Origin of the sequence: Burkholderia sp. AU18528 (assembly GCF_002223215.2) — a bacterium.
Lineage (GTDB): Bacteria > Pseudomonadota > Gammaproteobacteria > Burkholderiales > Burkholderiaceae > Burkholderia > Burkholderia semiarida.
Map to the genome: position 1 here is coordinate 254,582 of NZ_NKFC02000002.1, position 19,137 is coordinate 273,718.

17 protein-coding genes are annotated in these 19,137 nt (G+C 68.7%); 5 read left to right on the forward strand and 12 right to left on the reverse strand.

Features of this window, described 5'->3' with window-relative positions:
- Nucleotides 1-8 precede the first annotated feature (8 nt).
- Genes CFB52_RS01285 through CFB52_RS01295 form a run of 3 tightly spaced genes read right to left on the reverse strand, consistent with a single transcriptional unit; the run spans nt 9 to nt 3,094 of the window.
- Nucleotides 9-1,163, reverse strand: a complete 1,155-nt coding sequence (locus CFB52_RS01285) for an ABC transporter permease (protein WP_060008773.1) — start codon at nt 1,161-1,163, stop codon at nt 9-11.
- 21 nt (nt 1,164-1,184) lie between these two features.
- Entirely contained in the window at nt 1,185-1,883 is a 699-nt protein-coding gene (locus CFB52_RS01290) for an ABC transporter ATP-binding protein (protein ID WP_059578184.1), read from the reverse strand.
- A gap of 5 nt (nt 1,884-1,888) precedes the next feature.
- Nucleotides 1,889-3,094, reverse strand: a complete 1,206-nt coding sequence (locus CFB52_RS01295) for an efflux RND transporter periplasmic adaptor subunit (RefSeq protein WP_059578187.1) — start codon at nt 3,092-3,094, stop codon at nt 1,889-1,891.
- A 350-nt stretch (nt 3,095-3,444) separates the two neighbouring features.
- Between CFB52_RS01295 and CFB52_RS01300 the strand changes: the two genes are divergently transcribed.
- Nucleotides 3,445-3,678: a hypothetical protein gene (locus CFB52_RS01300; protein WP_023477920.1), complete on the forward strand. Its 234-nt coding sequence runs from the start codon at nt 3,445-3,447 to the stop codon at nt 3,676-3,678.
- A gap of 78 nt (nt 3,679-3,756) precedes the next feature.
- Here the strand turns inward: CFB52_RS01300 and CFB52_RS01305 are convergent, their stop codons facing one another.
- Entirely contained in the window at nt 3,757-4,545 is a 789-nt protein-coding gene (locus tag CFB52_RS01305; RefSeq protein WP_060008770.1) for a Mut7-C RNAse domain-containing protein, read from the reverse strand.
- 67 nt (nt 4,546-4,612) lie between these two features.
- Between CFB52_RS01305 and CFB52_RS01310 the strand changes: the two genes are divergently transcribed.
- Both CFB52_RS01310 and CFB52_RS01315 read left to right on the forward strand, forming a co-directional pair.
- Entirely contained in the window at nt 4,613-5,521 is a 909-nt protein-coding gene (locus CFB52_RS01310) for an NAD(P)-dependent oxidoreductase (protein ID WP_226094309.1), read from the forward strand.
- Between the two features lie 72 nt (nt 5,522-5,593).
- On the forward strand, nt 5,594-6,229 hold the full coding sequence (locus CFB52_RS01315) for a LysE family translocator (protein ID WP_059643694.1): 636 nt from the start codon (nt 5,594-5,596) through the stop codon (nt 6,227-6,229).
- A gap of 89 nt (nt 6,230-6,318) precedes the next feature.
- Here CFB52_RS01315 and CFB52_RS01320 read toward each other — a convergent pair whose 3' ends face one another.
- Nucleotides 6,319-7,602, reverse strand: a complete 1,284-nt coding sequence (locus tag CFB52_RS01320) for an MFS transporter (protein ID WP_099315973.1) — start codon at nt 7,600-7,602, stop codon at nt 6,319-6,321.
- 97 nt (nt 7,603-7,699) lie between these two features.
- Here CFB52_RS01320 and CFB52_RS01325 point away from each other — a divergent pair, with 97 nt between their 5' ends.
- Nucleotides 7,700-8,629 carry a LysR family transcriptional regulator gene (locus CFB52_RS01325; protein ID WP_059578201.1) on the forward strand — a complete coding sequence of 310 codons (930 nt, stop codon included), beginning with the start codon at nt 7,700-7,702 and terminating at the stop codon, nt 8,627-8,629.
- Nucleotides 8,630-8,815: 186 nt separating this feature from the next.
- Here the strand turns inward: CFB52_RS01325 and CFB52_RS01330 are convergent, their stop codons facing one another.
- The 7 genes from CFB52_RS01330 to CFB52_RS01360 all read right to left on the reverse strand — a co-directional run bounded on the left by CFB52_RS01330 (nt 8,816) and on the right by CFB52_RS01360 (nt 16,344).
- The gene (locus CFB52_RS01330) at nt 8,816-9,649 is read right to left on the reverse strand and encodes an OmpW family protein (RefSeq protein ID WP_027808338.1); all 834 of its coding nucleotides are present in this window, start codon (nt 9,647-9,649) and stop codon (nt 8,816-8,818) included.
- A gap of 18 nt (nt 9,650-9,667) precedes the next feature.
- On the reverse strand, nt 9,668-10,909 hold the full coding sequence (locus CFB52_RS01335) for a DUF2957 domain-containing protein (protein WP_059578205.1): 1,242 nt from the start codon (nt 10,907-10,909) through the stop codon (nt 9,668-9,670).
- A gap of 147 nt (nt 10,910-11,056) precedes the next feature.
- The gene (locus CFB52_RS01340) at nt 11,057-12,478 is read right to left on the reverse strand and encodes a DUF2957 domain-containing protein (RefSeq protein WP_099315974.1); all 1,422 of its coding nucleotides are present in this window, start codon (nt 12,476-12,478) and stop codon (nt 11,057-11,059) included.
- Nucleotides 12,479-12,912: 434 nt separating this feature from the next.
- The gene (argC, locus tag CFB52_RS01345; protein WP_059578210.1) at nt 12,913-13,863 is read right to left on the reverse strand and encodes an N-acetyl-gamma-glutamyl-phosphate reductase; all 951 of its coding nucleotides are present in this window, start codon (nt 13,861-13,863) and stop codon (nt 12,913-12,915) included.
- Between the two features lie 165 nt (nt 13,864-14,028).
- Nucleotides 14,029-14,601: a flavodoxin family protein gene (locus CFB52_RS01350; protein WP_011546661.1), complete on the reverse strand. Its 573-nt coding sequence runs from the start codon at nt 14,599-14,601 to the stop codon at nt 14,029-14,031.
- 219 nt (nt 14,602-14,820) lie between these two features.
- On the reverse strand, nt 14,821-15,417 hold the full coding sequence (locus CFB52_RS01355) for a YbhB/YbcL family Raf kinase inhibitor-like protein (RefSeq protein ID WP_060966384.1): 597 nt from the start codon (nt 15,415-15,417) through the stop codon (nt 14,821-14,823).
- Nucleotides 15,418-15,657: 240 nt separating this feature from the next.
- Nucleotides 15,658-16,344, reverse strand: coding sequence for an orotate phosphoribosyltransferase (locus CFB52_RS01360; RefSeq protein ID WP_059578215.1), 687 nt, complete (start codon nt 16,342-16,344; stop codon nt 15,658-15,660).
- Between the two features lie 459 nt (nt 16,345-16,803).
- Between CFB52_RS01360 and CFB52_RS01365 the strand changes: the two genes are divergently transcribed.
- Nucleotides 16,804-19,074 carry an NADP-dependent malic enzyme gene (locus CFB52_RS01365; protein ID WP_059578218.1) on the forward strand — a complete coding sequence of 757 codons (2,271 nt, stop codon included), beginning with the start codon at nt 16,804-16,806 and terminating at the stop codon, nt 19,072-19,074.
- The last annotated feature ends 63 nt before the right edge of the window (nt 19,075-19,137 follow it).

Genomic DNA, 19,137 nt, shown 5'->3' on the forward strand with positions numbered 1-19,137 from the left:
GTGCGTCGCTATCCGATCGCCCGCAGGCCTTCGACCACGCGCACGCGCGCCGCCTGCCACGCCGGCACGAGCGCGGCCGCGAGGCCGACCGCGACCGAGCACGCGGCCTGCAGCACGACCGTCCCGGTCGATACCTTGAACACCGGGAAGATGCCGCCTGCCGCCTGCTTGAACAGGCTCGCGGCGGGCGGCGTCGCGAGGATCCCGAGCGCGCCGCCGACCACCGCGATCACGACCGATTCGCCGAACACGATCAGCGCGAGAAACCCGGGGCCGAAGCCGAGCGCCTTCAACGTCGCGTATTCGGCCGTGCGCTCGCGCGCGCTCATCGCCATCGCGTTGGCCATCACGGCCATGATGATCAGGATCACCACGTACGACACCAGGCGAATCGCCGCGATGATCTGGTTCGACATCGCGACGAAGCCGAGCTGGAACGCCTGCTCGGTCTCGGTCAGCGTTTCGGCGAGCGAGTTCTTGAACACCGCGTCGACGTTGCGCGCGATCGCGGCGCCGTCGTCGGGGTTCGCGACGCCGAGCACGAACACGCCGACCTGGTCGGCCTGCTTCGGCGTGCGCTTGCGCACCGTCTCGTTCAGGTAATCCCAGTGGAACACCAGTTGGCGCGTGATCGTCGAATCGTCGCGGCCGTCGAGAATCCCGCGCACGACGAAATCCCACGTGCCCGGATAGATCGTGCCCTTCAGCGGGATCACGTCGCCGACCTTGAAGCCGAACTGCGTCGCGAGCTGCCGGCCGACGAGACAGCCGCGGCGGTCGCGGTCGTAGTCGGCGCGCTGCTGCGCGGGCAGGATGAATTCCGGATACAGGTCGAGGTAGTTCTCCGACACCGCGAAGCTCGCGAAGAAGTTCTTCGGATCGCGGTAGATGCCGCCGAACCAGTTCGAGCGGACCACGGCCGTCACGCCGTCGACGCCGCGGATCCGGTTCTCGTAGCTCACCGGCAGCGGAAACACCAGCGAGATCGCGTTGCGCGTGACGAGCCGTCCGCTGGACGCGGCCGCCGCGCCCGCGTACCACGCGTCGACGACGGTGTGCAGCAGCCCGAACGCGAGCACGGCGATCGTGAGCCCGAGCACGGTCAGCAGCGTGCGCAGCCGGTGCCGCAGCGCATTGCGCGCGATCAGCTTCAGCACATACACGGCGCGCGCTCCCGCCGCCGCTCAGCCGGCGTGCCCATCGATCAGCTCCCCCTTTTCCAGATGGACGAGCGAGCGCGCGGCGCCGGCCGCGTGCGCGTCGTGCGTCACCATGATGATCGTCTTGCCGAGCTCGGCGTTCATCCGCTGCAGCATCGCGAGCACGTCGGTGGCCGACGCGCGGTCGAGGTCGCCGGTCGGCTCGTCGGCGACGATCAGCACCGGATCGGTGATCAATGCGCGCGCGATCGCGACGCGCTGCTGCTGGCCGCCCGACAGCTCGGACGGGTAATGGCTCGTGCGATCGCCGAGATTCACCATGTCGAGCACGAGCTCGACGCGCTCGCGCCGCTCGCGGCGCGACAGGTGCGTGAGCATCAGCGGCAGCTCGACGTTCTCGAACGCGGTGAGCACGGGCATCAGGTTGTAGAACTGGAAGATGAAGCCGACGTTCGCCGCGCGCCATTCGGCCAGTTGCGCCTCGGCGAGTTGCGAGATGTCGAGGCCGCCGACGCGCAGCTCGCCGCTGTCGGGCCGGTCGATGCCGGCCACCAGGTTCAGCAGCGTGCTCTTGCCGGAGCCCGACGGCCCCATCAGCGCGACGAAGTCGCCTTCGCCGATGTCGAGCGTGATGTCGGTCAGCACGGGCACGATCTGGTTGCCGCGCCGGTACGACTTCGCGACGTGGCTGAGCTCGACGAGGGGCGGCTGGGCGTCGTTCACGCGCGCTACTTCTTCGCGACGGTCACGTTCGCGCCGTCCTTCAGCTTCGCGCCCGGGGCGAGCACGACCGTGTCGCCGGGTTTCACGCCGCGCACCGCGACGAGCTCGCCGATCCGCGCGCCCTTCGTCACGGCCACCGCATGCACGGCGTCGTCCTTCACGACGAACACGACCGGCCGGCCGTCGCGCTCGACCACCGCGCTCGCCTGCACGGCCGTCACCGGCTGCCGGTCCTGCGGCGACGCGGGCTTCGACAGGAACGCGATCTTCGCGCTCATGTCGGGCAGCACGCGCTCGTCGCGGTCGACGAAGCGCACCTTCACGAGCACGGTGGCCTTCGAGCGGTCGACGGTCGGCACGATGCGCGACACGCGCCCCGCGAAGCGCATGTCGGGCAGCGCGTCGAGCTGGATCTCGCACGGCTGCTCCGCGCGGATCTTCGCGATGTTCGATTCGGCGACGTCGGCCTCGACTTCGAGCGTTTCCATGTCGGCGATCGTCACGACCGCGCCCTTGCTGTCCGACGCGGACGAGAACGGCGTGATGTTGTCGCCGACGTTCGCGTGCTTCGCGAGCACGATGCCGTCGAACGGCGCGCGGATCACCGTCTGGTCGACCGCCACCTGCGCGGCCTGCGCGTTCGCTTCGGCCGACGCGATCGCGGCCTGGTCGCTGGCGAGCGTCGCGCGCGCCTTGTTCACGCGGGCCGTGTCGGTGTCGAGCTGCGCGGCCGGCACGGCCCCGCGCGGCGCGAGTGCGGCCGTGCGGCGCAACGCGATCTCCGCATCCTTGAGCTCGGCCTGCGCGACGCCGAGGTTCGCGCGGGAGACCTGCACCTGCGCGCGGGCTTGCCCGAGCGACGCCTGCACGTCGCTGCTTTCGAGGCGCGCGATGATCTCGTTCTGCTTCACGCGCGTGCCTTCGAGCACGCCGAGCCACTCGACGCGCCCCTGGCCCTTCGACGCGACCGCGGCCTTGCGCTGCGGCACGACGTAGCCGGTCGCATTGAGCTGCGTGTCGTTCTGGTACGGGTAGGCGGACGTGACGGACGTGGTGTCGACGCTTGGCCGGCCGGTGAGCGCGAGGCCGGCGCCGATCGCGACGACGACGAGCGCGGCGGCGAACGCATAGCGCGCCCACCGGCGCCGGCGCGGCGCCGGTGCGAGCGGACGCCGGTCGATTTTCAGTTTGTCCAGATTGTGATCGGGCAATTTGAGCGCCTCGAGACGGCGGCGGTCGTGCGACCGGCCGCGATCCGGTTTCCGGGGAAAGGGACGGATGGACGCCAGTATAAGCGTCGCCCCGGCGCCGCGCGAGCCGGTTTGCGGCGCGGTGCGACGGCGGCTTGCCAGTACCGGGCGACGCGGCGGCCCCCGGGAAAACCCGAGGATGCAGGCAACGTGTCAACTTGCCGCGAACGCGGTGCGTTATGGAACCAGTGCGTCAGGTTTCGTCGCGACGGAACGGCGAAAGCCGGCCTCGCGGCCTGGGGCTCCGGTGCGAATGCCTCGCATCTTTAATTACCGGTACGTTTGATTTTTTCTCCGCTAAAGGAAAAACAATGAAGAAGACGCTCGCTTCGATCATCGCCGCGGCATTCGCGCTCGCATCGGTTTCGGCATTCGCACAGGCGTCCGCGCCGGCAGCCGACACGCCGGCTGCCGCATCGGCACCGGCCAAGAAGGATCACAGCAAGCCGAAGCACCAGCTGAAGCACCACGGTTCGAAGAAGGGCCAGGCGAAGGCCGCAGCCGCATCGGCCGCCGGCACGAACGACGCAGGCACGCAGAACTAAGCGGTTCGCCGCCACGGCCGGCGTTGCCGGCCATCGATCGGCCAGCCCCGCATGCTCCGGCATGCGGGGTTTTGTTTTTCAGGCGCCGAATTCGCCGGGTTCGTCGGATTCGCCCGGTTCGTCGAGCCGAACGGGCGGCGGCGCGCGCATCGCGTCGACCACCGTGCGCATGCGCCGCCAGTGCGAGCCTTCCCAGAACACGCGCCGGCACACATCGCACGCGACGAAGCGCCGCTGCCGCTGCCGGACGCCCGCCGGCACGCGCGGCGCGGCGGCGGCCGCGTCGAGCGGATGCAGCGGCGCGTTGCAGCGCAGGCACAGCCGGAACGGCCGCATGTGCGGGGCGAGATCGAGCCGCTCGAACAGTTCGCGCAACTGCTCGGCCGGCTGCCGCGCATGGAGATAGCAGCCGCGCACGACCGCGCGCCGCTTGAGCAGCTCGCGGTCGCGGGTCAGCACGATCCGGCGCTCGCGCTCGGCCAGCGCCGCGAGTTCGTCGTCGCGGTAGTGGTTGTCGTAGCAGGTGTCGAAGCCGGCGAGGCGCAGCAATTGCGCGAGGCCGCCGAGATGCGCGTCGGCGACGAAGCGCCATGACGCCGGCGGCAGTCCGGTGGGACCGTTGGCCGCCGGCCGCGCGCGCTCGGGAAAGACGTCGACGCGGTCGCCGTCGTCGAGCGGGCGGTCGAGCGCGGCCGGCGCGTCGTTCACGCACAGCCGGCCGATTTCGGTATGCGGGACGCCGAGCGCCTCGATCGCGTGCTTCACCGTCGCATCGCGCGCGCACGCGTGGGCGAACGCCCGATCGCGCCGCGGGCGCGCGAGAAAGGCGTTCAGTTCGCCGTGAAAGCGGAAGGTCGCGGTCGCCATTCGTGCAGTATCGCACCGCGCCGGCCGGCCGGCGGCAGGCGGCAGGCGCTGCAGACCGTCGGCATCTGTGTTTAACTCGCGGCTTCACGGAGCGAAGGAGCGGGTGATGGATCTCGGGTTTATCGGGCTGGGCGAAATGGGGCAGGCGATCGCGACGAACCTGCTGAAGGCGGGCCACACGGTGCGGGTCTGGAACCGCTCGCGCGAGCGGGCCGAGCCGCTCGCGGCGTTCGGCGCGCGGATCGTCGACACGCCGGCCGACGCGTTCCGCGGCGACGCCGTGTTCTCGATGCTCGGCGACGATGCGGCCGCGCGCGCGGTGTTCGACGACGCGCTGCTGGCCCAGGCGCCGCGCGGGCTGATCCACGTGAACATGGCGACGGTATCGGTCGCGCTCGCCGAGTCGCTCGCGCACGCGCATGCGTCGCGCGGCATCGACTATGTCGCCGCGCCGGTGATGGGGCGGCCCGACGTCGCGGCCGCCGCGCGCCTGACGATCATGGCCGGCGGCCCGGCCGAGGCGATCGACCGCGTGCAGCCGTTGTTCGACGCGATCGGCCAGAAGACCTGGCGGTTCGGCTCGCTGCCGCAGCACGCGAACGTCGCGAAGATCGCCGCGAACTTCACGCTCGCGTCGGCGATCGAGACGCTCGGCGAGGCATCCGCGCTGCTGGGCGCGCACGGCGTCGCGATGCGCGATTTCCTCGACGTGATCACCAGCAGCGTGTTTCCGGGGCCCGTCTACGAAGGCTACGGCGCGATGATCGCCGAGCGGCGCTACGAGCCCGCGCGCTTCAAGGCGCGGCTCGGGCTGAAGGACGTCCGGCTCGCGCTGGAGGCCGGCGACGCGACGTCGGTGCCACTGCCGGTCGCGAGCGTCGTGCGCGACAGCCTGCTCGACGCGCTCGCGCACGGCGGCGGCGACCAGGATTTCGCGGTGCTCGGCGAAGCCGCGCTGCGCCGCGCGGGCCGCTGACACGCGACACAAGCGTCGTATGCACGGCATAATCGGCAGTTCGTTTTCCGTCCATTTCAGGCAGAGGCAGTCATGAACTTGCATACGTGGTGGCTTTTCGTGGCGACGGTATTCGTCGTGTCGGCGATTCCGGGCCCGAACATGCTGCTCGTGATGACGCACGGCGCGCGGCACGGGCTGCGGCGTTCGTCCGCGACGATGGCCGGTTGCCTGAGCGCGCTGGTGCTGATGCTCGCGGTCTCCGCGGCCGGGCTCGGCGCGGTGCTCGAAGCGTGGCCGGCGATGTTCAATGCGTTGCGCTTCGCGGGCGCGGCCTACCTGATCTATCTCGGCGTGAAGGCGTGGCGCGCACGCGTGGACGACGCGCCGGCGGCCGACGTCGACGCCGTGTCGCAACAGGCATCGGCATCGCGCGCGGCGCTGTTCCGCAACGGCTTCCTGGTCGCGGGCAGCAACCCGAAGGCGATCCTGTTCGCGGCCGCGCTGCTGCCGCAGTTCATCAACGCGGCCGAGCCGACGCTGCCGCAGTTCGGCATCCTCGTCGTCACGTTCGCGGTGATCGAGGTGAGCTGGTATCTCGTCTACGCGGCGTTCGGCACGCGCATCGGCGCCACGCTGAAGAGCCAGAGCGTCGCGAAGGTGTTCAACCGGCTGACGGGCGGGCTGTTCGTCGGCTTCGGCGCGATGATGGCGCTAGTCCGTCACTGATTCCCGGCCCGCGCCGGCGTACCGAACGCCCCGTCCCTCGCGAGAGGGCGGGGCGTTCGGCTTTCGAGCGCCGCTTCACCGCTGCCCGCTTATGCACGCGGGCGATTGAACGCCGCGGCGCCCGCCGCGCGCCGGGCCACCAGCCCGAACCCGGCCGCCGCGCCGGCGAACGCGAACCCGACGCCGCACACCGCGCTCCAGCCGCCCCATGCCCATGCGCTGCCCGCAAGCGCCGCGCCGAGCGCGCCGCCGATGAAGAACAGCCCGACGAACAGCCCGTTCAGGCGTCCGCGCGCGGCCGGGTTCAGCAGGTTGATCGCGCGGCGGCCGATCGTCTGGTCGACGATCACGCCCGCGTCGAGCAGCGCCGCGCCGCCGGCCAGCAGCGCGAGCGCGAGGCTGCGATGCGCGTGCATATCGAAGCCGAACCAGCCGGCGCCCGCGATCCCGAGCACGGTCAGGGCCGCGAGCATCGTGCCGTGCGCGAGCCGCTGCGCGGCCGCGCCGTGGCCGCGGTCGCCCGCGCGGCCGGCGAGCGGCGTGACGATCGCGCCGCTAGCGCCGGCGAACGCGAACAGTGCGATCCCGTGCAGGTCGAGCACGAACGGCGGCTGCGCGAGCCGCAGCCCGACGGCGGTCCAGAATGCGCTGAACGCGGCCATCGCGAGCGCGGCGGACAGCGCATGCCGGCGCAGCACCGGCTCGTCGGCGAGCAGGCGTCCCATCGACGCGAGCAACACGCGGTAGCTGGCCGTGATCGACGGCGTGCGCGCCGGCAGGCGCAGCGCGAGCACGACGGCGATCGCCGCGTTCGCGAGCGCGGCCAGCAGATAGAACGCGCGCCAGCCGGCCGAGCCCGCGATCAGGCTCGCGAGCGGCCGCGACAGCAGGATCCCGAGCATCAGCCCGCTCATCACGTTGCCGACCGCGCGGCCGCGCTGAGCTTCGGGCGACATCGACGCGGCCATCGGCACCAGCATCTGGATCACGCTCGACGCGGCGCCGGCCGCGAGCGTCGCGAGCAGGAACACGGTGCCCGAGCGCGTGAAGGCGGGCAGCGCGAGCGCGGCCGCGCAGACGGCGAGCGTCGCGACGATCAGGCGGCGGTTCTCGAGCAGGTCGACCAGCGGCACGAGCAACGCGAGCCCGGCCGCGTAGCCGAGCTGCGGCAGCATCGCGACGAGGCCGGCGAGGCCGGGCGGCAGGTGCAGGTCCGCGCTGATCGGGCCGGTCAGCGGTTGCGCGGCGAACAGGTTCGTCACGATCACGCCGACCGTCGCGGCGAAGAACAGCGTCATGCCGGTGCTCAGCGCGGGCGGCGCGGCGACGGACGGGGAAACGGGGGCAGGGCAGCGGCTGGCAGGGCAGTTCATCGGGAGGCCGGGTGGTGGGTCGAAGGAATTCCCATCCTAGGTGCCTGATGTTTATGCGACAATTGAAATATGTCTAACATGATTATGCGAGTTTGTTTTGAATACGCGTGATCTCCAGGCCTTCGTCGCGGTCGTCGACAGCGGGTCGATGGTGGCCGCGGCCGCGAAACTCCACCTGACGCAGCCGGGCCTGACGCGGCGTGTGCAGAACCTCGAGACGCTGCTCGGCGTGCCGTTGCTCGAACGGCAGAGCAAGCCGCTGAAGCCGACCGCCGCCGGGCGCGACGTCTACGCGCTCGCGCGCAACGTGCTCGGCGCGGTCGACGAGCTGATGGCGGCGGGCGCGCCGAACGGCGAGCCGTCGGGCGAGTTGCGCATCGGCGTGCCGCCGTTCCTGTCCGAGCTCGCGCTCGAGCGGCCGATCGACCGGCTGCGCGAGGCGTTCCCGCGCCTCACGCTGCGCGTGACGGCCGGGTGGTCGCCCGCGCTGGTGCAGGGCATCGAGCGCGGCGCGCTCGACGTCGCGACCGTGATGGTGCCAGCGAGCGCGGCGCTGCCCGACGCATTGACGGCGACGCTGCTCGCCACGCAGCCGACGGTGCTCGTCGCCGCGCGCGATTTCCCGCTGCCGGACGGCCCGCTGTCGCTCGACACGCTGTCCGGTTTTCCGTGGGTGCTGAGCCAGGACGGCTGCGGGATGCGCTCGGCGCTGAGCCGCGCGCTCGGCGCGGCCGGGCTGCCGTTCGACGTCGCGGTGGAAGCGTTCGGCTCGGAGCTGCAGTTGTCGCTCGTCGCGCGCGGCGCCGGCATCGGCATCGCCGCGCCGAACGCGCTGGCGCGCAGCGCGCATCGCGACGCGCTGAGGGTGGTGGAAACGGCGGGGCTGGAAACGCGAATCAACGTATGGATCGTGCACGGCACGTTGCCGGGCCGTCTCACGCGGCCTGTCGCGCTGCTGCGCGACGCGCTGGGCGAGGTGCTCGAACGGGAGAACGGAAAGGGGTCAGGCGCCGTCACGGTGAATTAGAGGCCGCGTTCGAGGGAAAATCCTTATTTTCTCTACGGAAATGTTGCATTGCGGAAACCGATTCGCTATAGTGACACCTGTCTCCTCCATGTCTCCTCTGATATGGATTCAGCCCGCCGCTTAGGCGGGCTTTTTTTTGCCTGCGATTGTGTCGCGGCCATCCATTCGCGCCGGCAGTCGCCGCGCTCAGAACTTGTACGTCATCCCGACGTAACTGATGATCGGGTCCGCCTTCAGATCCGATTTCGACTCGGCGAGCACCGAGCCGTCGGCTGCCTTGATCGTCACCGTCGACGTCGTCTTCAGCGGGATGTAGGTCACCGACGCGACCAGCCCGAAGTGTTCCGTCAGGTTGTACTGCAGGCCCGCGTTGAACACCGGCTGCCACGACGACGACGCCTTCGCCTCCACCGAGGTCGTTCCCGGCTTGCCCGCGCCCGCCGCGAGGATCGCGCCGAGGTTGTCCTGCGTCTGCTTGATGAAGTTCGTGTTGAGCTGCAGGTCGCTGAACCAGTTGTACGACACGCCGAGGCCGAGGAACGGCCGGAATTTCGCGGTCGCCTGCCCGAAGTAGTACTGCAGGATCACCGCCGGGCTCCACTGCCGCACGCTCTTCACGATCGGGTTGACCGACCCGAGCCCGATGTTCTGCGTGCCGAGCGCGCCCGCCGGGCCCGGCGGCTTGATCGTGCCCTGGCCCGACACCTTGAACACCGGCGGCACGCCGGCCACCGACGTGACCGCGATGTGGTCGGTCAGGAAGTGGCTGACCGTCAGGCCGACCGTGTCGGCGCCGCTCGTGTGCAGCCCGGTGCCCGCCGACGTGAACGACGGCGGCAGCCGCAGCGGCGTGTTGATCGGCGTCGGCGCGACGTTGGTCGTCATCGGCGTGCTGCTCTGCTGCGGCATGATGTGGAACCAGCCCAGCGTGACGACGTTGCTGCCGGCGCTCTGCGCGTGCGCGGCGAGCGGCGCCACGGCGGCGGCGCCGGCCGCCGCGCAGAGAAGGGTTTTCTTCATCACGGCTTTCCCCTCCGCTTACTGGACGAATGCGCCGATCGTGAAATACGGCGTCGATCCCGCGTTGTCGAGGAAACCGAACACGCCACCCGAGAAGATGAACTTGCCGGTCGGCGACGTGCTTCCCGAACCCGTGTGGATCGTCGTGACCGTGCCCGGCACCTTCTGCGTGTAGTCGAGGTCGAGCACTCGCGTGAGCGACGCCTGCGACGGCTGGAACGGATCGAGCAGCGTGGCCTGCTTGTCGATCAGCGCGGTGGTGCGGTAATCGAACTGGCTGTCGACGCCGATGTACTCGCCGTTCTGCGAACCGGCCGCGACGGCCGTCTGCGGCGCGAGGATCGAGATGCTCGATTCGTCGTCGGCGGTCAGGCCCGGCACGCCGTTGCTGTCCGGCGTCGGGTTCGGGTTCGCGACCCCCGTGCGCACGAGGATCGGCACGAGCTGGTTGCGCAGCTTGCCGACGATCATGAAGCCCTTGCCCTGCGGCGTGGCCGATAGCGTCGGCTTCATCTGGCTCGCGTAGTTGTTCGACTGGAACGCGCCGCTGCCGTCGGCCGACTGCACGAAGTTCGTGCCCTGCTGCGTGCACGCGCCGCCGGCGAACTGGCCGGTCGTGTCGCACTTGGTCCACGTGCCGTCCGCGTTGATCGTCACCTTCGCGTCGATCGACGCCGGCGCGAATTTCTGCGACGGCACTTCGCCGAAGCCGATGTGGCTGTACGTGCCCGCGACCTTCGTGATGTCCGTTTCGATCGACGAGAAGCCGATGAACGGGTAGTACGGGAATTTCGTGTCGGGCACCGCGGCCTGGCCGAGCACGCCGTCGAACTGGATCTCCTTGCCGGGAATCGTGCCGCCCGCGACGCCGAAGCCGACGAAGATGCGCGCCGGACGCGACGCATCGAGGCTCCCGCCGTTCAGGCGGAACGCGCACTGGTTCAGCTTGTTGGTCGGCAGCAGCGTTTCCTGCGTGAGCGTGCCGCTGTCGACCGTGCCCGCGCGGGTCGGCACGACGGTGCCGGTCTTTTGCGGCACCGGCGATTCGACATAGGTGACCTGCCAGGTCATCTTGGTCGTGTCGAGCTGGACTTTCGCGAGTTCGCCGCTGCCCGCGCCGCCCGTGAACACGGTGTTGTAGTCGAGCGTGGCGGGGCAAAGCCGCTCCTCGACGAGCGGCGGCGGATTGTCGCTGCCGCCGCCGCAAGCGGAAAGAAGGGGGGCGGCGGCAGCGGCCGCCAGAATGAGGTTGCGCTTCATGTTGCTCCTCCAGATTTGTCTTGTGTGGCGGCCAGCTCCCTGTCGGCCGCTTCTGTTGGTCGTGCTCGTCCTGCCCGCGCCGTGCCGGGCGCCTTCGTGCCTTCCCTGCAACGCGCGGCGGCAGGCCGGCCGCCGCGTCCTCGATCGCTACTTGCTGATCTGCGCGCCCACGCCGAAGTACGGGGTCGACGACGTCGTCGAATTCGCCGACGTCGCCGTGACGCCGCCGTTCACCGTGCCCTGGATCAACGCCGCGTACAGCCCGCCCGTCGCGATCACCACGCCCGATGCCGACGGGTAGCTCGCGCCGCTCGGCGGGGCGGTCTTCGCGTTCAGCAGGCCCGGCGTCGTCTGGCCGTAGTCGAGCGTGAAGCCGTCTTCCTCGGCCTGCGTGGACGGGTTGATGAACGACGCATTGCCGCCGCGGATCAGCGCGGCCGTGTACTTGAAGTTCGAGTCCGCGCCCGCGTAACCGCCGTCGATCGCGCCCGACGTGATCGCCGTCGCCGCGCCGAGCACCGCGATGCCCGATTCGTCGTCGACCTGCGCATCGAGGTGCAGCGGCGGCGTGCCGAGGTTCACGTTGCCCGTGCGCACGATCACCGGCACCGTCGCGCCGTTGAGCTGGCCGATCACCATGTGCGCGGTCGCCGACTTGCCGGTCGCGCCGACAATCGGCAGTTGCGTCTGCGGCAGTGTCTGCGGCGCCTTGGCGCTGTCGAAGTAGCCGCCCTTCGCGCTTGCCTTCCACGGATCGCCGGTCGTCTGGCAGCCGCCCGCCCCGCTCGACGTGCACGCGCCGTTCGCATCGAACGTCTCGCTCGAGTTCGAGCCCTTCGTCGCGTAGTTGCCCGACGGCACGAGGTGATAGAGCAGCGCGTTGTACGTGCCCGGCAGCTTCGAGAGGTCGGTCGTCGTGTTCGCGAAGCCGAGGAACGGATAGAAGTCGAAGTGACGGTTCGGCACCTGGCCGACGTTCTGCACGACGCCGGGGATGATCGTCAGCCCGTCGTACTGGATCGTCGCGCCGGGAATGCCGCCGCCCGCCACGCCCATGCCGACCAGCAGCATCGGCGGGTTCGCCTGGTTGAAGTCGGCGGCCGTCGAATACGTCGAGCCGTCCGGCGCGGGGCCCGTGCCCGGCGTGAGGACGAACGCGCAGCGCGTCTGCTCGGCGGTCGGCAGCGTGCCGGTCGGCGGATGAACGACCTTGCCGGTGATGGTCGTGCCGACGCGGCTCGGCGTGACGGTGCCCGTCTTCAGCGGAATCGGCGATTCGAGCCACTTGAGCGTGTAGGTCATCGCGACCGCGTCGATGTTGACGCTGACGATCTCGCCGCTACCGGCGCCGCCGAGATACGTGCTCTTCACGATGTCCGCGTTGGCCGGGCACAATGCGCCGTTGATCGGCTGCGAAGGCGGCTGCCCTTGCGGGCCGCAGCTCGAGCCGGAACATTGGGGCGCATCGATCGGCGCGAGCGCGCCGCCGGAGTCCCCCCCGCCACATGCAACCAGGAAAGGGGCAATGGCAAAGGCCGTTGCCACCCCCTTCGATAAGGTGTGCGACATGCCGCTGTCTCCAATCGTTTAATTGTGCGAGCTAATGTCGCTGCCTGTGTTTTTGCTGTCAATTGATGAACCCGTCTAAAAAAGGCGATTGAAACGGGATCTGCCAATTGAATCCTTTCCTGATAAGGCTATTGGTAAGAATTTAAACGCGAGACAGGCTGTCGAAAGCTGCCGGAGTGGGGCGTGCGCGACGCTCGGCAGGCTCTCGCAACGCCTTCCCGCGTATAACGGCAGCGTTTGAATTGACGGGTATCCGGTTTATCCCTATTCGGGATTGACTGGATAAGGAGGGGCTGGATTAATTCGCGGATAATCGCGCAATGGAAAGCTTGTAAATATTTGTAAATGCGCGATCCGGCGTTTTTATATATTGCCTGATACGGGTAAATAAAAAGCCGGCCAGTGGCCGGCTTTGCATGGGATGCGAGGCTGAATCAGCGTTTGAGGCCTGCGTCCTCGGCCGCGCCGATGTTGAGATTCATGCACTGGATCGCGGCGCCCGACGCGCCCTTGCCGAGGTTGTCGAGGCGCGCGACGGTGACGAAGCGCTCCGCGTTGCCGAACACGAACAGGTCGACGCGGTTCGTGTCGTTGTTCGCCTGCACGTCGAAGAAGCCGCCGTCGAGGTTCGCGTCCGCGTCGAACGGTGCGACGCGCACGAACGCCTCGTCCGCGTAGTACTCGGCGAACACGCGCTGCACGTCCTGCGGCGTCGCGCGCTTCGCGAGCTGCTCGGGCGTGAAGTAGGTCGTCACCGCGAGGCCCTTCAGGAACGGGCCGACGATCGGCGTGAAGATCGGTGCGTTCGCGAGGCCCGTGTGCGCGGCCATTTCCGGCAGGTGCTTGTGCGCGAGGCCGAGCGCGTACGGGCGCGGGCTCGCGAGCTTGCCGCCCGGCGCGGCGTTTTCGTATTCGGCGATCATCGACTTGCCGCCGCCGCTGTAGCCGGTGATCGAGTAGCTGTGCGCGGCGAACGTCGGCGCGACGATGCCCGCGTCGACGAGCGGACGCATCGCGAGCACGAACGCCGATGCATGGCAGCCGGGCACCGCGATGCGCTTCGACGTGCGAATCTTCTCGCGCTGCGCGCGGGTCAGTTCCGGCAGGCCGTACGCCCAGTCGGCATGCGTGCGGAACGCGGTGCTCGCGTCGATCAGCGTGGTGTTCGGGTTCTCGACGAGCGACGCGGACTCGCGCGACGCGACGTCCGGCAGGCACAGGAACGTGACGTCCGACGCGTTGATCAGGCGGCGGCGCTCGTCGACGTCCTTGCGCTTCGCTTCCTCGATGCGCAGGATCTCGATGTCGCTGCGTGCCGACAGGTATTCGAAGATCTTGAGGCCGGTCGTGCCTTCCTGGCCGTCGACAAAAACTTTGGTGCTCATTTCGCTCTCACTGGATGAAACGGGAGCCGCGGCGCCCTGAAACCGCCATTTTAAGACGTCGTCCGGCGGCGCTGGGCCGCGGGGGACGAAAAAAGACGGCCGGCGGCCGTCTTCGTGTCCCTTTGATGCCCGCGCCGATACGCGCGCGGCCGGGGGAGGGCGTGCTCAGCGGGCGCCGGCGTCCCAGCGGGCGGTCGCTTCGGCGACGCGCCGGCCGAATGCCTTGCCGGTTTCGAGGTCGCCCGGCAGCGGGCCCTCGTCGGGCGTCGCATCGGCCGGCGATTGCGCGAGCAGGCCCGTGGAGCCGCCGAGATAGTTGATGTCGTTGCGCGTGGCCGCCTTCGAGTTCGCCGGCATCAGGCTCGTGCCGACCCACACCATCCCGTGCTGCATCGCCAGCGTGACGAAATATTGAATCGTCGAGAACTTGTCGCCGTTCATCGTCGCCGAGTTCGTGAAGCCCGCGGCGATCTTGTCCTTCCACTTCTGCGTGAACCACGCTTTCGACGTGGCATCGGCGAATTGCTTGAACTGCGCCGACGGGCCGCCCATGTAGGTCGGCGCGCCGAAGACGATCGCGTCGGCCGCGTCGAGCGCGGCCCAGCCCGCGTCGTCGAGGTCGCCGACGGCGATCAGGCGCACGTTCGCGCCGGCGTCCTGCGCGCCCGCGTGCACGGCCTCGGCCAGTTTCTGCGTGTGACCGTAGCCGCTGTGATAGACGATGACGATGTTCGACATGAAGCGTTCTCCGGAAAAGGGGCGGAAACGGCGGGCCGCCGCGGCTCGCCGCGTCACGCGTCGCCGGCAGGCGGCGCGACGGTCGCGCGGCAGGGCATGCCGCGACCGGTGACGACGAGTCTAGCAAGCCGAAATGACGAGACAACGTGCACGCGCGGCGCACTGAAATTCGCGGCGGCCGGCAATCGCGGCGCCGCCGCCGGGCGAGGCACGGCGCGGCTACTGCCCGTACGTGACCGTGAGTCGCGCGGTGCCGATCGCGAGCGTGCCGATCTCGTGCTCGAACATCGGCGCGGGGCGGCCCTGCGACACGCGCAGGTCGGTGCCTTTCAGCGCGTAGACGGTGATCACGTAGCGATGCGGCTTGCCGGGCGGCGGGCACGGACCGCCGTAACCGTCGATCCCGTAGTCGTTGCGCGCCTCGCTCGCGCCGATGCGGCGCAGGAAGCCGGATGCGCTCGCGTCGGCCGGCAGGCTCGTGACGGTCGCCGGAATGCCGGCCACGGCCCAGTGCCACCAGCCGTGCCCGGGCGCGTCGGGATCGAAGATCGTGACCGCGTAGCCGCGCGTGCCGGGCGGCGGGTTGTGCCACGCGAGTTGCGGCGAGCGGTTCGCGCCCTTGCAGTCGCCGCGGTCGAACACGTTCGCGGCCCGCACGCGGGCGCCGGGCGTCAGGTCGTCGCTCGTCACGGTGAACGGGCCTTCCGCATGCGCGGGCACTGCCGCGAAAACGGCGGCGCAGAGGAGGGCAGGGAGGAGGAACGGAGACGGGCGACCCGATGGCGCAGGCGGAGCGATCCGGCGATCCACACGCATATGGCGCTTCTCCCGTCACGTGGGCCGGACCGAGATGCCCGGCATTGTTGGCGTTGTGTGTTGCCCGCGCAGCTGAGGGCGGCGATGGATCAAGTCTAGCATTAGGGTTCGATGAGCGATGCCCACCGCCGCCCGCGATTGCGCTCGGTCAGGGTGCATGGCAACGGACGAAAAAAAGCCGCCTGCGGTGAAGCAGGCGGCTTGTTCAGCCAGTGCGCCGGCGCGCATGCCGGCGTGGCGTCATTCCTTCGCGGCCGTCGCGCCGCCGTGCGCGGCCGACCATTCGGCCGGTGCGTGCAGGAATTTCTCGACTTCGTCGAGCGTCTTCGTCTCGAAGTAGCCCGAGGCCTTCGCGACGCGCAGCACGTCCCACCACGTGGCGAGCGCGTGCAGGTCGACGTCGATGTCCTTCAGGACCGACACGCTTTCCTTGAAGATGTCGTAGTGGAACAGCACGAAGCAGTGGTTCACCGTCGCGCCCGCGGTGCGCAGCGCGTTGACGAAGTTGATCTTGCTGCGGCTGTCGGTCGTCAGGTCTTCCACCAGCAGCACGCGCGAGCCTTCCTCGAGATGGCCTTCGATCTGCGCATTGCGGCCGAAACCCTTCGGCTTTTTGCGCACGTACTGCATCGGCACCATCATCCGGTCCGCGATCCATGCCGCGAACGGGATGCCGGCCGTCTCGCCGCCCGCCACCGCGTCGATCTGCTCGAAGCCGATGTCGCGCGTGATCGTCGTTTCCGCCATTTCCATCAGCGCACGGCGCACGCGCGGATACGAGATCAGCTTGCGGCAGTCGATATAGACGGGGCTTGCCCAGCCGGACGTGAAGATGAACGGTTTTTCGGCATTGAAGTGCACCGCCTGCACTTCGAGCAGGATTTTGGCGGTCGTATCCGAGATCGACTGACGATCGTAGCCTGTCATGGGCATTCCTTGGGTGATGAGCGAGGGGCGGGCGCGGGCCCGGTGGCGCAGCAAGGGGAACCTGCCCGGAGGGCCGGGGCGCGATCGGCAGGCCAATCGCATCGCTGCGCGCGTAGCCGGCTATTTTACCCGATCCAGGCCGGTTTTCGGCGGAATTCGCGCGGTTCGGCGCGCGGCTCACCACACGCGAAACAAATGGGGTGCGATCAGTCCGATGCGGATGCCGGGGATGCGGCGGTGCACCAACGGAGGTCATTTAGGGGGTGTACACTAGGCGACCCTAAGAAATCGTTCAGTACTTTGTACTTTCCTCTTGCCATCCGCCAAGGTTCGATGGCGTGCCGATCCGGCGCGTCGCGGGCCGTCTCGCAGTCGACCATCCCCTCGATTCAAGCAGACGCGGCCGAAGGTGCTGTGTACTGAGTCGTCAATATTTCGCATGTCTCTCGCAGGTCAATCATGGACGAACAACTGAAGCAGGCCGCTCTCGCTTATCACCTGAACCCGAAACCCGGCAAGATTTCGGTCACCCCGACCAAGCCGCTGTCGAACCAGCTCGATCTGTCGCTCGCGTATTCGCCGGGCGTCGCCGCCGCGTGCGAGGCGATCCACGCCGATCCGCTCGACGCGCAGAAGTACACGTCGCGCGGCAACCTCGTCGGCGTCATCACCAACGGCACGGCCGTGCTCGGTCTGGGCAACATCGGCCCGCTTGCCGCGAAGCCGGTGATGGAAGGCAAGGGCTGCCTCTTCAAGAAATTCGCGGGCATCGACGTGTTCGACATCGAACTGTCGGAGTCCGACCCCGACAAGCTCGTCGAGGCGATCGCGATGCTCGAGCCGACGCTCGGCGGCATCAACCTCGAGGACATCAAGGCGCCGGAATGCTTCTACATCGAGCAGAAGCTGCGCGAGCGCATGAAGATTCCCGTCTTCCACGACGATCAGCACGGCACCGCGATCATCGCGTCGGCCGCGATCCTGAACGGCCTGAAGGTCGTCGGCAAGAAACTCGCCGACGTGAAGCTCGTGTGTTCGGGCGCCGGCGCGGCCGCGATCGCGTGCCTCGACCTGCTGGTGAACCTCGGCCTCACGAAGTCGAACATCCTCGTCGCCGATTCGAAGGGCGTGATCTACGAAGGGCGCGGCAACCTCGATCCGTCGAAGCAGCGCTATGCGGCGAACACCGACGCGCGCTCGCTCGCCGACGCGATCGTCGGCGCGGACGTGTTCCTCGGCTGCTCGAGCGCGGGCGTGCTGAAGCAGGACATGGTCAAGACGATGGGCGACAAGCCGCTGATCCTGGCGCTCGCGAACCCGGAACCGGAAATCCGCCCGGAAGACGCGAAGGCCGTGCGCCCGGACGCGATCGTCGCGACCGGCCGTTCGGACTACCCGAACCAGGTCAACAACGTGCTGTGCTTCCCGTTCATCTTCCGCGGCGCGCTCGACGTCGGCGCGACGACGATCACGGAAGAAATGAAGCTCGCGTGCGTGCGCGCGATCGCCGAGCTGGCCCAGGAAACCGACCAGAGCGAGGAAGTCGCGAAGGCGTACGAAGGCCATTCGCTCGAATTCGGGCCGGACTACCTGATTCCGAAGCCGTTCGATCCGCGCCTGATCATCAAGATCGCGCCGGCCGTCGCTCAGGCCGCGATGGATTCGGGCGTCGCCACGCGCCCGATCCAGGACATGGACGCCTATCGCGAGCAGCTCGGCGCGACCGTCTACCGCACCGGCATGGTGATGCGTCCGGTGTTCGCGACCGCGAAGCAGAAGGAGGCCCGCATCGTGTTCGCCGAGGGCGAGGACGAGCGCGTGCTGCGCGCCGCGCAGTTCGTGCTGCTGGAAAAGATCGCGAAGCCGATCATCATCGGCCGTCCGTCGGTCGTCGACATGCGCCTCGCGAAGATCGGCTCGAAGCTGAAGGCCGGCACCGATTTCGAAATCGTCGATCCGGAAGACGATGCGCGCTACCACCGCTACTGGCAGGCGTATCAGGAGATCGGCGCGCGCGACGGCGTGACGCCGGAAGTCGCGAAGGCCGCGATGCGCAAGTTCAACACGCTGATCGGCGCGATGCTCGTGCATCTGGGCGACGCGGACGGGATGATCTGCGGGATGATCGACACGTTCCACAGCCACCTGAAGTTCATCGAGCAGGTGCTGGGCCGCGCGAAGGGCGCCGAGCACTTCGCCGCGATGAACCTGCTGATGCTGCCGGGCCGCAACCTGTTCGTGTGCGACACGTACGTGAACGAGCTGCCGAGCGCCGACCAGCTCGCCGACATGACGATCCAGGCCGCGGCCGAGATCGAGCGCTTCGGCATCACGCCGAAGGCCGCGCTGCTGTCGAACTCGAACTTCGGCAGCGCGCCGTCGGCGTCGTCGCGCCGGATGGCCGAGGCCCGCAAGCTGATCGTCGAACGTGCGCCGAACCTCGAAGTCGACGGCGAAATGCACGGCGACGCGGCATTGTCGGAACTGATCCGCAAGCAGGCGTTCCCGGGCACGACGCTGTCGGGCGAAGCGAACCTGCTGATCATGCCGAACGTCGAAGCCGCGAACATCGCGTACAACCTGCTGAAGATGGTCGGCGGCGAAGGCGTGACGGTCGGCCCGTTCCTGCTCGGCGCGGCCAAGCCGGTTCATATCCTGACGCCGGCCGCGACCGTGCGCCGGATCATCAACATGACGGCCGTTGCCGCCGCGAACGTGAACACGAAGTAAGTCCACGCCCGCGTGTGCCGCGCGTCAGGCGAGGCGCAATGAAAAAAAGCCACGGAACCTGCG